The sequence below is a fragment of the Bordetella genomosp. 1 genome (genome assembly GCF_002261335.1).
Lineage (GTDB): Bacteria > Pseudomonadota > Gammaproteobacteria > Burkholderiales > Burkholderiaceae_B > Bordetella.
In genome coordinates this window covers 25,614-39,382 of record NZ_NEVL01000003.1, presented here as the reverse complement: position 1 = coordinate 39,382, position 13,769 = coordinate 25,614, and the positions used below count along the sequence as shown (strand labels likewise).

General features: G+C 66.9%; 13 protein-coding genes. 5 read left to right on the top strand and 8 right to left on the bottom strand.

Translation table 11 applies throughout. From position 1 onward, the window contains the following. Positions 1 to 16: 16 nt before the first annotated feature. The 4 genes from frr to rpsB form a co-directional block, all read right to left on the bottom strand. On the bottom strand, positions 17 to 577 hold the full coding sequence (gene frr, locus CEG14_RS08640; protein ID WP_094825979.1) for a ribosome recycling factor: 561 nt from the start codon (positions 575 to 577) through the stop codon (positions 17 to 19). Between the two features lie 16 nt (positions 578 to 593). Continuing rightward, positions 594 to 1,310 carry a UMP kinase gene (gene pyrH / locus CEG14_RS08635; RefSeq protein WP_094799532.1) on the bottom strand — a complete coding sequence of 239 codons (717 nt, stop codon included), beginning with the start codon at positions 1,308 to 1,310 and terminating at the stop codon, positions 594 to 596. Positions 1,311 to 1,415: 105 nt separating this feature from the next. After that, a complete protein-coding gene (gene tsf, locus CEG14_RS08630) occupies positions 1,416 to 2,294 on the bottom strand; it encodes a translation elongation factor Ts (protein ID WP_094825978.1) in 879 nt (292 codons plus the stop codon). A 212-nt stretch (positions 2,295 to 2,506) separates the two neighbouring features. Continuing rightward, a complete protein-coding gene (gene rpsB / locus CEG14_RS08625; protein ID WP_094825977.1) occupies positions 2,507 to 3,256 on the bottom strand; it encodes a 30S ribosomal protein S2 in 750 nt (249 codons plus the stop codon). Positions 3,257 to 4,079: 823 nt separating this feature from the next. On the opposite strand from rpsB, the gene map reads away from it, so the two are divergent. The 4 genes from map to CEG14_RS08605 all read left to right on the top strand — a co-directional run bounded on the left by map (position 4,080) and on the right by CEG14_RS08605 (position 8,849). Further along, complete coding sequence (map, locus tag CEG14_RS08620; protein ID WP_094825976.1) at positions 4,080 to 4,901, top strand: type I methionyl aminopeptidase; 822 nt, start codon at positions 4,080 to 4,082, stop codon at positions 4,899 to 4,901. 24 nt (positions 4,902 to 4,925) lie between these two features. Then, on the top strand, positions 4,926 to 7,520 hold the full coding sequence (locus CEG14_RS08615; RefSeq protein WP_094825975.1) for a [protein-PII] uridylyltransferase: 2,595 nt from the start codon (positions 4,926 to 4,928) through the stop codon (positions 7,518 to 7,520). A 79-nt stretch (positions 7,521 to 7,599) separates the two neighbouring features. Next, positions 7,600 to 8,316 (top strand): MarC family protein, encoded by a 717-nt coding sequence (locus tag CEG14_RS08610; RefSeq protein WP_094825974.1) that lies wholly within the window; start codon positions 7,600 to 7,602, stop codon positions 8,314 to 8,316. A gap of 50 nt (positions 8,317 to 8,366) precedes the next feature. Further along, on the top strand, positions 8,367 to 8,849 hold the full coding sequence (locus CEG14_RS08605) for a disulfide bond formation protein B (protein WP_094825973.1): 483 nt from the start codon (positions 8,367 to 8,369) through the stop codon (positions 8,847 to 8,849). 73 nt (positions 8,850 to 8,922) lie between these two features. On the opposite strand, the gene purF is transcribed toward CEG14_RS08605, so the two are convergent. From purF to folC, 4 genes are all read right to left on the bottom strand, one after another. Next, on the bottom strand, positions 8,923 to 10,443 hold the full coding sequence (purF, locus tag CEG14_RS08600) for an amidophosphoribosyltransferase (RefSeq protein ID WP_094825972.1): 1,521 nt from the start codon (positions 10,441 to 10,443) through the stop codon (positions 8,923 to 8,925). Positions 10,444 to 10,485: 42 nt separating this feature from the next. Then, a complete protein-coding gene (locus tag CEG14_RS08595; protein WP_094825971.1) occupies positions 10,486 to 10,974 on the bottom strand; it encodes a CvpA family protein in 489 nt (162 codons plus the stop codon). Beyond that, the gene (locus CEG14_RS08590; RefSeq protein WP_094825970.1) at positions 10,971 to 11,813 is read right to left on the bottom strand and encodes an SPOR domain-containing protein; all 843 of its coding nucleotides are present in this window, start codon (positions 11,811 to 11,813) and stop codon (positions 10,971 to 10,973) included. The genes CEG14_RS08595 and CEG14_RS08590 overlap by 4 nt, the downstream gene beginning before the upstream one ends. A gap of 97 nt (positions 11,814 to 11,910) precedes the next feature. After that, entirely contained in the window at positions 11,911 to 13,218 is a 1,308-nt protein-coding gene (gene folC / locus CEG14_RS08585; RefSeq protein WP_094825969.1) for a bifunctional tetrahydrofolate synthase/dihydrofolate synthase, read from the bottom strand. Positions 13,219 to 13,384: 166 nt separating this feature from the next. Here folC and CEG14_RS08580 point away from each other — a divergent pair, with 166 nt between their 5' ends. Then, positions 13,385 to 13,768 (top strand): cupin domain-containing protein, encoded by a 384-nt coding sequence (locus tag CEG14_RS08580; protein WP_094825968.1) that lies wholly within the window; start codon positions 13,385 to 13,387, stop codon positions 13,766 to 13,768. Position 13,769: the final 1 nt, after the last annotated feature.

The following is a 13,769-nucleotide window of genomic DNA, read 5'->3' as shown; positions in this document are numbered from 1 at the left end:
GCGGGCAACCGTGCAATTATACGGTCATGATTTCCGCTTCTTTCTGGACGACCATCTTGTCGATGTCGGCCACGAAACGGTCGGTCAGCTTCTGCACGTCGTCTTGCGAACGACGCTCTTCGTCTTCCGAGATGGTCTTGTCCTTGACCAGCTTCTTGAGCGCCTCGTTGGCTTCACGACGCAGGTTGCGCACGGCAATCTTGGCGTCTTCGCCTTCGCTCTTGACGACCTTGGTCAGGTCGCGGCGGCGCTCTTCGGTCAGGGCGGGCATCGGCACGCGGATGGTTTCGCCCATCGAGACCGGGTTCAGGCCCAGGTCGGATTCGCGGATGGCCTTTTCGATCGGGCCGGACATCTGCTTTTCGTAGGGCTGGACGCTGATGGTGCGCGCGTCGACCAGGTTCACGTTGGCGACCTGGCTGATCGGCACCGGCGAGCCGTAGTACTCGACCTGCACGTGATCCAGGATGCCGGTGTGGGCGCGGCCCGTGCGGATCTTGGACAGGTTGGTCTTGAGCGTGTCCAGGGACTTGCTCATCCTGGTCTCGGCGGATTTGCGGATTTCTGCAGCGCTCATGGCTTATTCCTTTTTCTCAAACGTGTACCAGGGTGCCTTCGTCTTCGCCGCCGACCACGCGCTTGAGCGCGCCCGACTTGTTGATCGAAAACACTTTGATCGGCAGTTTCTGGTCGCGGCACAGCGCAAACGCGGTGGCGTCCATCACCTCGAGGCGACGCACGATGGCCTCGTCGAAGCTGATGCGCGCATAGCGCGTGGCGGTCGGATCCTTGTTGGGATCGGCGCTGTAGATGCCATCGACCTTGGTCGCCTTGAGCACGATCTCCGCGCCGATCTCGGCGCCACGCAGGGCGGCGGCGGTATCGGTGGTGAAGAACGGATTGCCCGTGCCGGCGGCGAAAATCACGACCTTGCCCTCTTCGAGGTAACGCAGGGTCTTGGGACGGATGTAGGGTTCGACGACCTGATCGATGTTCAGGGCCGACTGCACGCGGGTGTCCACGCCCTTGTGCTTCAGCGCGTCTTGCAGGGCAAGCGCGTTCATGATGGTGGCCATCATGCCCATGTAGTCGGCGGTGGCGCGGTCCATGCCCTGCGCACCGGGCGCGACGCCACGGAAGATATTGCCTCCGCCGATGACAATGGCCAGCTCGACGCCCATGGCGGCGACCTCGGCGATTTCATCGGTCATGCGGACGATGGTGGAGCGATTGATGCCGAAAGCATCGTCGCCCATCAGCGCCTCGCCGGAAAGTTTGAGAAGAACCCGTTTGTATGATCTGCTGCTCATAGGTGATATCCCGAGGAACGATCCGACGAAAGTGTAAGACAAGAAATAGGCCGGTCACAGGGGTTTCAGGCAACCCTGCGCCGGCCCGTAAGCAACGATAACGCTTCAGGCGCGGCCAGCGGCGGCGGCGGCAACCTCAGCGGCGAAATCGGTGGTCTTCTTCTCGATCCCTTCACCAACGACGTACAGCACGAATTGCTTGATCGACGAGCCCTTTTCCTTGAGCATCTGTTCGACCGACTGCTTGTCGTTCTTGACGAAGGGTTGCGACAGCAGGGTCACTTCCTTCAGGAACTTCTGCACCGAACCCTCGACCATCTTGGCGACGATGTCGGCCGGCTTGCCCGATTCGGCAGCCTTCTGCTCGGCAACCGAACGCTCGGTGGCGATGTCGGCAGCGCTCACGCCGCTGGCGTCCAGCGCCTTCGGCTTGGTCGCGGCGATGTGCATGGCCAGGTCCTTGCCCACTTCTTCGGCGCCGGCGAACTCGACCAGCACGCCGATGCGGCCGCCGTGCACGTACGACGACAGCGCGTCGGGGGTCTGGATGCGCTGGAAGCGGCGGATCGAGATGTTTTCACCGATCTTGCCGACCAGGGCGGTACGGGTGGTCTCGACGGTGCCTTCGCCGAACGGCAGGTCCGACAGCGCGGCGACGTCGGCCGGGTTCTTGGTGGCGACCAGCTCGGCCAGCGCGTTGACGTAGCCCACGAAGTCGGGGTTCTTGGCAACGAAGTCGGTCTCGCAGTTCACTTCGATCACGGCGCCTTGCTTGGCATCGGCAGCGATGAACAGGCCGATCAGGCCCTCGGCGGTGACGCGGGCGGCAGCCTTGCTGGCCTTGTTGCCCAGCTTGACGCGCAGGATTTCCTCGGCGCGATCCAGATCGCCTTCGGCTTCCGTCAGGGCCTTCTTGCACTCCATCATGGGCGCATCGGTCTTTTCGCGCAGTTCCTTGACCAGGGCGGCGGTAATTTCAGCCATGTTAGCTCCAGTTTCGCTTTTGACATGCCCGGGCGGGGCCGGGGCAATGATATGAATTCAGTGTGACACCCAGGCGAGACACTCGCGTGGCCCCTCCGAGAGAAGGGACGCCCACGCCAGGCTGCAAGCCCCGGGCCGCGGGCGCGCGCCCGACTTGAGATGAGACACGCGGTGCGTGCCGGCCGAGGCCGGCCGCACCGCGCAACCGGGCCTCAGGCCTGGCCGTCCTGCACTTCGACGAACTCTTCCTGGCCTTCGCCGATTTCCTCGACCAGACCGTTCAGGTTCTGTTGCTTGCCTTCCAGCACGGCGTCGGCCATGCCCTTGGCGTACAGCGCGATGGCGCGAGCCGAGTCGTCGTTGCCGGGGATGACGTAGTCGACGCCGTCGGGCGAGTGGTTGGTATCAACCACGGCGACCACGGGGATGCCCAGGGTGCGGGCTTCGGCCACGGCGATCTTGTGGTAACCCACGTCGATCACGAACAGGGCGTCGGGCAGACCGTTCATGTCCTTGATGCCGCCGATCGACTTGTTCAGCTTGTCGAGTTCGCGTTGGAACAGCAGGCCTTCCTTCTTGATCAGACGCTCCATGCCGCCTTCGGCGACAACGGCTTCCATATCCTTCAGGCGCTTGATCGAGCTCTTGACCGTCTTGAAGTTGGTCAGCATGCCGCCGAGCCAGCGGGCGTCGACGTAGGGCATGCCGCAACGGGCGGCTTCAGCGGCGACCAGTTCGCGAGCGGCGCGCTTGGTGCCGACGAACAGGATCGAGCCACCGCGGGCGGCCAGTTGCTTCACGAACTTGGTGGCGTCCTGGAATTGGGCGACCGTCTGTTCGAGGTTGATGATGTGAATCTTGTTGCGCTGGCCGAAGATGTACTGCGACATCTTGGGGTTCCAGTAACGGGTCTGGTGACCGAAGTGGACGCCGGCTTCCAGCATTTCACGCATGAGGGACATAACTTACTCCGAGGGTTGGGTCTTGCATTACGCCTGTATCGTCGCCTTCTGCGGCTTTCCGACACCCTGGGTGGCATAACGCGCGATTGCCGCTGCGGGAACTCCCCGCGCGGGGTACTGCAAACAGAAATCCAGCCGGCCGATCACGGCACGCCGCGATAAACCCAGACGACCGGCAAGAACACGACCTGTCGACCATGCCCGGCGCTGCGGACCGTACGTTTTGTTGGCGGCGGAATCCGGCTGCATGAATCAGGTCCCGGGGCATTTCATCGAATCCTGCTCCGGGCATGGCCCGCAGCCTGACGAGAAATTAACCGGGCGCCCACACCGCGCCTGCACCGCCGCTCAAAAACGTGGATCGAGCAGCCCGGCACCAGCCTTGCACGGAGTTGCCTCCACGCCGGGGTTGCCCCCGTCTGCCTGCCGTTCCGGGATCTTCGTGCGGTGAAACACCGCAAGTCGAGACCGGAGGTCGCAGGCGTCGTTGCCGATGCCGTCATTCCCGATTTCTGTGCCAAGCCTCGCGGCCCGGCCCTGCCCGGTCGACCTGCGCGCGGCTACGGCTCGAAGCGAGGTGCCGACCGACCTGCAAGGATTGCCGCCCGACCCGTGCCGCGCTGCGTGATGTCCGGCCCCGGATCGGCGTCCCTTCGCGACGCAAAACAAGGATCGGCAACGCGCATCATCGACAAGGCCCCGCGGGGTTCCCTGGCAAGTACACTTCGTGCACATCGCCCCGAGACCGACGCGAATACGCGCACGGTTTTCAAGGCAAGCCTATAATTCTACTATTTTTCAGCCAGGATACTCAAGCAGATACATGGGCATTGTTACCGACCCCGCCGATCTCGACAAAATGCGCGCCGCCTGCCGCGACGCGGCCCGGATCCTCGACTACCTCGCGCCCCACGTCAAACCCGGCGTCACGACGGGCCACCTCGACAAACTCGCGCTCGAGTACCTGACCGACGAGCTCAAGGTGAAGTCGGCCACGGTCGGCTACGCCCCGCCCGGCTATCCACCCTTCCCCGGCGCCATCTGTACCTCGGTGAATCACCAGGTGTGCCACGGCATCCCGGGCGACAAGGTCCTGAAAAACGGGGACGCGGTCAATATCGACGTGACCATCATCAAGGACGGCTGGTTCGGCGACACGAGCCGCATGTATCACGCCGGCGAGCCTTCGATCCTGTCGCGCCGCCTGACCGACATCACCTTCGACTGTATGTGGAAGGGCATCTCGGCGGTGCGCAACGGCGCCACGCTGGGCGACATCGGCCACGCGATCCAGAAGTACGCGGAGGCGCAGGGCTTTTCGGTGGTGCGCGAGTTCTGCGGCCACGGCATCGGCCAGCGTTTCCACGAGGATCCGCAGGTGCTCCATTATGGCAAACCCGGCACCGGCCCCACGCTGGTCACCGGCATGCTGTTCACGGTGGAGCCGATGATCAACGCCGGCCGCCGCGAGATCCGCCAGCTGGCCGACGGCTGGACGGTCGTGACGCGCGACCATAGCCTGTCGGCGCAGTGGGAGCATACGATCTGCGTGACGGACACCGGCTGCGAGATCCTGACGGTCTCGCCCGAGATGCCGGCCGCGCCGGACTTCGTGCCCGATACGGTCGTCATCCCCAAGGTCTGACCCCCTTCCCCCAGGCAAGCCTGCATGACCCAGACCGATCTCGCCCCTCTCAAAGAACGCATGCAGGCCGCCCGCCAGGGCGCGCTGGCGCAGTTTCGCGCGCACCATCGCCCCGACACGCTGCTGCACGAGCTGCGCCGCATCGTCGACCAGGCGCTGCGCGAGCTGATCAAGCTCGCGCCGCTGCCGGCCGGCGCCACGCTGGCCGCGGTCGGCGGCTACGGCCGCGGCGAGCTCTATCCGCACTCCGACGTCGACCTGCTCATCCTGCTGCCGCACGAGCCGGGTCCGGCCGACGAGCGCGCGATCGAGGCGCTGGTCGCGGCGCTCTGGGACCTCGGGCTCGAGCCCGGCCACAGCGTGCGCACCATCGAGGATTGCGAGCAGGAGGCCCAGGCCGACATCACGGTCGAGACCGCGCTGCTGGAATCGCGCTGGCTGGCGGGCAGCCGCAGCCTGATGAAGCGTTTCGAGACGGTGATGCAGGCCCGCCTGGACGCGGCCGCGTTCTTCCGCGCCAAGCGCGTCGAGATGCACCAGCGCCATGCCCGCTACCAGGACACGCCCTACGCACTCGAACCGAATTGCAAGGAATCGCCCGGCGGCCTGCGCGACCTGCAGGTGATCCTGTGGATGGCGCGCGCCGCGGGCTTCGGCCAGACCTGGCGCGAAGTGGCGCAGGCCGGCCTGCTGACCGCCTCCGAGGCACGCGACCTGCGCCGCGCCGAGCAGGCCTTCAAGCGGCTGCGCATCGAGCTGCACCTGCTCACCGGCCGGCGCGAAGACCGCGTGCTGTTCGACCTGCAGCCCGGCCTGGCCGAGGTCTACGGCATCGCGTCCACCGCCACGCGCCGCGCCAGCGAGCTGCTGATGCAGCGCTATTACTGGGCCGCCCGCCTGGTGACCCAGCTCAACGCGATCCTGGTGCAGAACATCGAGGAGCGGCTGTTCCCGCGCCCCGAGAGCGACGCGCGCCAGCTCGACGAGGACTTCCGCGAGCTGCACGGTCGCCTGGACATCATTCGCGAGGACTGCTTCGAGCGCAATCCGACGCTGCTGCTGCGCGCCTTCCTCGCCATGCAGCAGCACCCCGCGCTCACCGGCATGTCGGCGCGCACGCTGCGGGCCATCTGGCACTCGCGCCACCGGATCGACGCGCAGTTCCGCCGCAATCCCGTGAACCGCAAGCTGTTCCTGCAGATCCTGCAGCAGCCGCGCGGCATCGTGCACGAGATCCGGCGCATGACCATGCTCAACGTGCTGCCGCGCTACCTGCCGGTGTTCCGCCGCATCGTGGGCCAGATGCAGCACGATCTGTTCCACGTCTACACGGTCGACCAGCACACGCTGGCCGTGATCCGCAACCTGCGCCGCTTCACCATGCCGGAGCACGCCCAGGAATACCCGCTGGCCAGCCAGCTGATGACCGATCTCGACCGCCACTGGCTGCTCTACGTGGCGGCGCTGTTCCATGACATCGCCAAGGGCCGCGGCGGCGACCACTCCGAGCTGGGCGCGCGCGAGGTGCGCCGCTTCGCCCACGACCACGGCCTGGATGCCGCCGACGCCGAGCTGGTGGAATTCCTGGTGCGCCAGCATCTGCTGATGTCGAACTTCGCCCAGAAGCGCGACATCTCCGATCCCGAGGTGGTCAACGAGTTCGCGCGCAAGGTGGGCGACGAGCGCCACCTGACCGCGCTCTACCTGCTCACGGTGGCCGACATCCGCGGCACCAGCCCGAAGGTCTGGAACGCCTGGAAGGGCAAGCTGCTCGAGGATCTCTACCGGCTCACGCTGGCCGCGCTCGGCGGCACGCAGGATGCCAACACGGTGCTGACCGAGCGCAAGGAAGAGGCCGCGCGCCTGACCCGCCTCGCGGGCCTGCGCGACGACGCGCGCGAGGCCTTCTGGAAGCAGCTCGACGTGGCGTATTTTCTGCGCCACGACGCCTCCGAGATCGCCTGGCACACGCGCCATCTGTATTACCAGGTCACGCCCGACGAGGCCGTGGTGCGGGTGCGCCCCACCGAACAGGGCGGCGGGCTGCAGGTGATGATCTACACGCGCGACGCGCCCGATCTCTTCATGACCACCTGCGGCTACTTCGACTACAAGGCCATGTCGATCCAGGACGCGCGCATCCATACCACCCGCCATGGCTGGGCGCTGGACAGCTTCATCGTGCTGCCCAGCGACAGCAGCGACCTGCGCGCCCAGGCCACCCTGGTGGAGCACGAGCTGAGCCAGCGCCTGCGCGCCGCGCGCGACGGCGAACGCCTGCCGGCGCGCTCGAGCCAGCACCGCAACCGCCAGTCGCGTCTGTCGCGCGTGTTCCCGGTCATGCCGCAGGCCGAGCTGCATCCCGACGAACGCAGCCAGTCGTGGCGCCTGTCGGTGACGGCGACCGACCGCCCCGGCCTGCTCTATGCGCTGGCGCGCGTGTTCGCCGACAACGGCGTGGATCTCATCATGGCGAAGGTCATGACGCTGGGCGACCGCGTGGAAGATGTGTTCATCATCGCCGGCTCGGCACTCGAGCGGCCGCGCTCGCAGATGCAGTTCGAGCGCGGCGTACTCGACGCGCTGTCGGGCGACGAGCCGCAGCAGAAGGTCGCCTGACGCGGGCGCCGTGCGGCGTGGCGCTTGGGCGCCGCGCCGCCGCCGCATACAATCGCTTTTTTCCCACGCCACCGCCATCATGCCGCTCAACGATTATCTGATGATCTTTGGCCGCAGTTTCTTCTTTGCGCTGGCGACGCTGCTGCCCTTCCTGAACCCGCCCGCGGTGGCGCCGATCTTCTGGAGCCTCACCGAGGGCGCCTCGGCCGCCACCCGCACCGCGCTGGCCAAGCGGGTCTCGCTCAACGTGGCGCTGATGCTGATCATCGCCATGGTGGCCGGCAACGTGGTCCTCACCTTTTTCGGCATCTCGCTGGCCATCGTGCGCGTGGGCGGCGGCATCCTGGTGATGTACAACGCCTGGATGCTGGTGAACTCGCCCGACGCGGGCACCAGCCACGCCGCGCGCATGGCCGAGTCGTTCACGCCCGAGATGGCGCGGGCGCGCGCCTTCTATCCGCTGACCTTCCCGATCAGCTGCGGGCCGGGCTCGATCGCCGCGGCGATCACGGTGGGCGCGTCGCTGCGCGACCAGACCGACCACGTGGTGAGCGTGATGCGCATCGCCGGCTCGCTGCCGGGCGTGGCGCTGGTGGCGCTGATCCTCTACGTGTGCCTGCGCTTCGCGGTGCAGCTGCTGCACCGCCTGGGCGAGAACGGCACCGCGGTGTTCATGCGGCTGTCGGCCTTCATCATGCTGTGCCTGGGCGTGCAGATCTTCTGGGACGGCGCGCGCGAACTGATCCTCGGGCTTTTCTCGCAGGCGATGCAACTTATGCCGGCGCCCCCGGCCTAACCGCCCTGCCCCGACCTTTCCTCAACCCCTAGCCTCGCGTCCGGACCCCTATGTATCCCCAACGCAAACGTCTGCTTCTCCTGATCGCGCTGCTGTGCTTCGGCGCGCTCGGCGTGGCCCTGGTCTCGCAACACCTGTTCGACATGCCGCCCTGCGCCTGGTGCGTGCTGCAACGCCTGATCTACCTGGCGATCGGCCTGATCGCGCTCGTCGCCGCGTTTGCCGGCCCGCTGGCCTCGCGCATCGGCGCGGGCCTGGGCGCGCTGCTGGCGCTGGCCGGCGTGGCGGCCGCCTGGTACCAATACACCGTGGCGGCCAAGATGCTGTCGTGCGACCAGACCTTCGCCGACCGCTTCATGACCGGCACCGGCCTGGACGGCGCCCTGCCCTCGGTGTTCGGCATCTTCGCGACCTGCATGGACGCGTCGGTGACCGTGCTCGGCCTGGAATACGCGCTCTGGAGCCTGGGACTGTTCGTGGTGCTGTTCTTCGTCGCCCTGCCGGCCGCCTTCGCCGGACGCGGCCGGGCCTGAACGTCCAGCACCAGACAAAAAAAAGCGGCGCCGTGATGGCGCCGCTTTTTTCATGGGTGCGATCTGCCGACGCTCAGGCGTCGTTGGTCGCGTAGCCCATGTTGAACTGCAGGCCGCCGGCGGCTTCGTCGTCGCCGGTGCTGGCGCGCGACTGGCCCAGGCGCTCCAGGTATTCCGGCGTGATGTCGCCCGTGATGTACTCGCCGTCGAAACACGAGGCTTCGAAGCGGGTGATCGACGGGTTGATGTCGCGCACGGCCTGCTGCATGTCGGCGAGATCCTGGTAGACCAGCGAATCGGCACCGATGGCGCGGGCGATCTCTTCGTCGCTGCGGCCGGTGGCGATCAGTTCCTTCTGCGTCGGCATGTCGATGCCGTAGACGTTGGGGAAACGGACCGGAGGCGCGGCGGAGGCGAAGTACACCTTGTTGGCGCCGGCGGCGCGCGCCATGTCGACGATCTCGCGGCTGGTGGTGCCGCGCACGATCGAGTCGTCGACCAGCAGCACGTTCTTGCCCTTGAACTCCTGGCCGATCGCGTTGAGCTTCTGGCGCACGGACTTACGGCGCACGGCCTGGCCCGGCATGATGAAGGTGCGGCCGACGTAGCGGTTCTTGATGAGCCCTTCGCGATAGTCGAGGTTCAGGCGCGATGCGAGCTGCATGGCGGCCGGACGCGACGAATCGGGGATGGGCATGACCACGTCGATGTCGCCGATGCGCATGTTGCGCGCGACCTTGTCGGCCAGGTATTCACCCATGCGCAGGCGCGCGTCGTACACCGACACGCCGTCGATCAGCGAGTCGGGGCGGGCGAAGTAGACGTATTCGAAGATGCAGGGCACGAGGCGCGCATTCTCGGCGCACTGGCGGCTGACCAGGCGGCCGTCGAGGTCGATGAAGACCGCTTCGCCGGGCAGCACGTCGCGCACGAAAACGAAGCCGCTGCCTTCCAGGGCCACCGATTCCGAGGCCACCATCCACTCGACGCCCTCGTCGGTCTCCTGGCGGCCGATGCACAGCGGACGGATGCCGTGCGGGTCGCGGAAGGCCAGCATGCCGTAGCCCGAGATCTGGGCCACGACCGCGTAGGCACCCTTGACGCGGTTGTGGACCTGGGTGACGGCGCGGAAGATCGCGTCGTCGTCGAGCGAGACACCGTTGGCCGCCGACTGCAGCTCGTGCGCGAGCACGTTGAGCAGCACTTCGGAGTCGGAGTTGGTGTTGATGTGACGGCGGTCGACGCGGTAGAGCGCCTCGCGCAGTTCGCGCCAGTTGGTGAGGTTGCCGTTATGGGCGAACACGATGCCGAAGGGGGCATTCACGTAGAACGGCTGCGCTTCTTCCTCGCTCGAGCTCGACCCGGCGGTGGGATAGCGGACCTGGCCGACACCGCTGGTGCCGGGCAGCGAACGCATGTTGCGCGTGCGGAACACGTCACGTACCAGGCCGTGGGCCTTGTACATGTTGAAGTGATTGCCGTGGGAGGTGGCGATGCCAGCAGCGTCCTGGCCCCGGTGCTGCAACAACAGCAGGCTGTCATACAGCAGCTGGTTAACCGGCCCGCGCCCGATAACCCCGACGATTCCACACATGGTGAGTTCCTGTAGATGTAAAACGAGTGAAGCAGTAGTGAATCAGTATGGCACCCAGGTCTCGAGGGACTCAGGCAACATGGACTTGACCTTCAAGACGGCCTGCGTGGCCGAATGCGAAAACATGGCGTCTTTCCACCAGGGCTCCTGCGGCAACGGCGTATACCCCGCCATGCCCACGAGCACCACGATGATCAACAGGCCCCGCGCCAGGCCGAACACGGCACCCAGGCCATGGTCGGCCGGCGACAGGCCGGTCGTGCGGATCAGCGCGCCCAGCGTCATGTTGACCAGGCCCACCGCCAGCAGCACGATGATGAACACGGCGGCGTACGACACGCCCATGCGCAGCACCGTGGTCTCTATATAGGGTTCGAGCCAGCCATAAACAGTGGGGCCCCACCAGATTGCCGCCACGAAGGCGAGCACGTAGGCAATCAGCGACAGCAATTCCTTGAGCAGCCCGCGCACCAGGCCCAGCAGGCCCGATACCGCGAGTATCGCCAGGACGACGAAATCGAACCCGGTCACTGTGCGGCAATGAAACCGTTGTCATAGCCCAGCGTGCGCAAGCGCGCCTGGGCTGCCTGCGCCGCCTCGCGCGACGGGAACGGCCCGACGCGCAGACGGTACTGCTGTTTGCCATTGATGCTGGCCTGTTCGACGAAAGCGTTGGTGACGCCGGCCTGGTGCAACTTGCCGCGGCGGGCGTTGGCATCGGCCTGCGTGGTGTAAGAGGCCACCTGGAGCACGAAGTTCCCGCTGGCGGCCGGCTTGGGCGTGGGCGAGGTCTGCGCCGGGGCGTTGCGGCCCTCGAGCAGCGCCAGGGCGCGCGCGCCGTCGTCGCTGCGCTGCGTTTCCGGCTTCTCGGCGGGCTTGGGCGGCGTGACGGGCGGCTTGGCTTCGGGCCTGGGCGGCGTCGTGGTGGTCGGAGGCGGTGTTTGTGCGGTCTGCGCGGGCGGTTGCTGCGCGGGCGGCGTCTGGGCCGGCGGCGTCTGGGTGGCCGGCGGCGTGCCGGCAGGCGGCTGGGCCGCGGGCGCGCCGCTCAGGTCGGGCGGCACGGCGGGGTCGCCATTCTGCGCGACCGGGCCGGACGGGCCGGGCTGTGCCTGGGGATCGGAGACCGGCGGCTGGTACGGCGTGCCGCGCTCGGGAATGCGGATGGGAATGTCGTCGGAGACCGGGACCGGCTCCGAGTCGAGGATCATGGGCAGCACGATGACCGCGGCCAGGACCAGGGCAATGGCGCCCGCCAGACGACGGCGCGCCCGGGCGCGCAGTTCGGCCGCCTGGGCCTCACTCGACACCATCGGACGGGACCGGGTGGAGGACGCCTCGGAGGCAGAATCTTTGCGACTGAACAAACCCATGGAACTCAATCCCCAGCGGATGAAACGCGCCAGGCTGCGGGCGGCAGACCGGCTTGCGTTCCGGTTGCGCTTCGCCCCCCAGCCTGGCTGGCGCGGGTCATGCCTTGCGGCCCAGCGCCTGCAGCACTGCGGCTACGGTCAGAAACGATCCGAATACGACGATTCTATCATTCTCCCCTGCCTTTTCGCGGGCGGCGGCAAAGGCGGCGGCCGGGTCGGCATAGGCCGCCACGGTGGGGCCTTCGGCGCCTTCCGCCACCTTGGGCAACAGCGCCTGCACATCGTGGGCCAGGGCCTCGCCGGTGGTGCCGCGCGGGCCGGACAGGCCGGCGCAATACCAGTGGTCGACGCGGCTGCCGAACTTGGCCACCACGCCGGCGAGGTCCTTGTCGGAGAGCATGCCGAACACGGCGTGCGTGTAGGGGTGGAAGCCCATATTGTCGAGGTTCTGCGCCAGCACCGCCGCGGCGTGCGGGTTGTGCGCGACGTCGAGGATCACGGCCGGCTGGCCGGGCAGGATCTGGAAGCGGCCGGGCAGCGAGGCCTGCAGCAGCCCCAGGCGCACCGCCTGTTGCGGCACCGGCAGGCGGTCGCGCACCGATTCGAGCGCGGCCAGCGCGGCCGAGGCGTTGAGCAGCTGGTTGGCGCCGCGCAGCGCCGGATAGGCGAGCGAGGCGCGGCGCACTTCGCGGCCGCCGTAGGCCCACTGCTGGCGGTCGCCGGAGTAGTTGAAGTCGCGTCCGAACAGCCAGGCGTCGGCGCCGATCTCGGCGATGTGGTCGAGCAGGCTTTGCGGCGGCACCGGGTCGCTGCAGATGGCGGGGCGGCCGGCGCGATAGATGTGGGCCTTCTCGAAGCCGATCTTCTCGCGCGTGTCGCCGAGCCAGTCGGTGTGGTCGATGTCGACGCTGGTCACGATGGCACAGTCGGCGTCGACGATGTTGACCGCGTCCAGGCGCCCGCCCAGGCCGACCTCGAGCACGATCGCGTCCAGGCGCGTCTGTGCGAACAGGCGCAGGATGGCGAGCGTGGTGAATTCGAAATAGGTGAGGCTGATCTCGCCGCGCGCCGCCTCGACCGCGGCGAACTGCGCGACCAGCGCGGCATCGGAGGCGATCTCGCCGTTGACCCGGGCCCGCTCGTTGAAGTCGATCAGGTGCGGCGAGGTGTAGAGCCCGACCTTGTAGCCGGCCGCCAGCAGGATGGCCGCGAGCATGGCGCAGGTCGAGCCCTTGCCGTTGGTGCCGCCCACGACGAACTTGACCGCGTCCAGCCGCAGGTCGAGACGCTCGGCCACCGCCTTGACGCGATCGAGCCCGAGGTCGATGGCCTTGGCATGGATGGATTCGAGGTACTGCAGCCAATCGGGCAGGCCGGAACTGGCATCGGGTCGGACGACGGACATGATGGCGCAATAAATAAGTAACCCATGGATTTTAGCAGCCACCTCTCGGTGTTTACCCCGATCGCCCCCTGGCGGGAGGGGGATATTCGGGGGATTCCGGCTTGCGTCGATTTTTCTCGTATGTGAATATCTTTTCACACACAAAAAAATCATCACGGAGACATCCATGCGCAGCAAACCCCAATGGCTGGTGCGGCCCGCCGAGGTCGAGGGCTACCACCCGGCCAACCACACCGGCACCCTCAATCGCCGCCTGATCAGCCCCGAGACCGTCGGCTCCAGGCATGTCGAGGTGCTGCTGGGCGAGATCGAACGCGGCCAGGGCGCCCTGCCGCACGCGCATCCCGGCATCGAGCAGGTCTGTTACCTGCTCGAAGGCACGGCGCGCGCGCAGGTGGGCGACGAAGTGGCCGACATGCAGGCCGGCGACTGCTGTTACTTCCCCGCGGACATCCCGCACGTGTTCACGGTGACGAGCGAGACGCCGGCGCGCCTGCTGGTGATCTACACGCCGCCCTACGAAGAGTCGCCGGATCGCGTGATCCGCTGAG

Bases quoted from the DNA above. Each gene is read 5' to 3' on its own strand.
- frr (WP_094825979.1), bottom strand. From the start codon at position 577: ATGAGCGCTGCAGAAATCCGCAAATCCGCCGAGACCAGGATGAGCAAG.
- pyrH (WP_094799532.1), bottom strand. From the start codon at position 1,310: ATGAGCAGCAGATCATACAAACGGGTTCTTCTCAAACTTTCCGGCGAG.
- tsf (WP_094825978.1), bottom strand. From the start codon at position 2,294: ATGGCTGAAATTACCGCCGCCCTGGTCAAGGAACTGCGCGAAAAGACC.
- rpsB (WP_094825977.1), bottom strand. From the start codon at position 3,256: ATGTCCCTCATGCGTGAAATGCTGGAAGCCGGCGTCCACTTCGGTCAC.
- map (WP_094825976.1), top strand. From the start codon at position 4,080: ATGGGCATTGTTACCGACCCCGCCGATCTCGACAAAATGCGCGCCGCC.
- CEG14_RS08615 (WP_094825975.1), top strand. From the start codon at position 4,926: ATGACCCAGACCGATCTCGCCCCTCTCAAAGAACGCATGCAGGCCGCC.
- CEG14_RS08610 (WP_094825974.1), top strand. From the start codon at position 7,600: ATGCCGCTCAACGATTATCTGATGATCTTTGGCCGCAGTTTCTTCTTT.
- CEG14_RS08605 (WP_094825973.1), top strand. From the start codon at position 8,367: ATGTATCCCCAACGCAAACGTCTGCTTCTCCTGATCGCGCTGCTGTGC.
- purF (WP_094825972.1), bottom strand. From the start codon at position 10,443: ATGTGTGGAATCGTCGGGGTTATCGGGCGCGGGCCGGTTAACCAGCTG.
- CEG14_RS08590 (WP_094825970.1), bottom strand. From the start codon at position 11,813: ATGGGTTTGTTCAGTCGCAAAGATTCTGCCTCCGAGGCGTCCTCCACC.
- folC (WP_094825969.1), bottom strand. From the start codon at position 13,218: ATGTCCGTCGTCCGACCCGATGCCAGTTCCGGCCTGCCCGATTGGCTG.
- CEG14_RS08580 (WP_094825968.1), top strand. From the start codon at position 13,385: ATGCGCAGCAAACCCCAATGGCTGGTGCGGCCCGCCGAGGTCGAGGGC.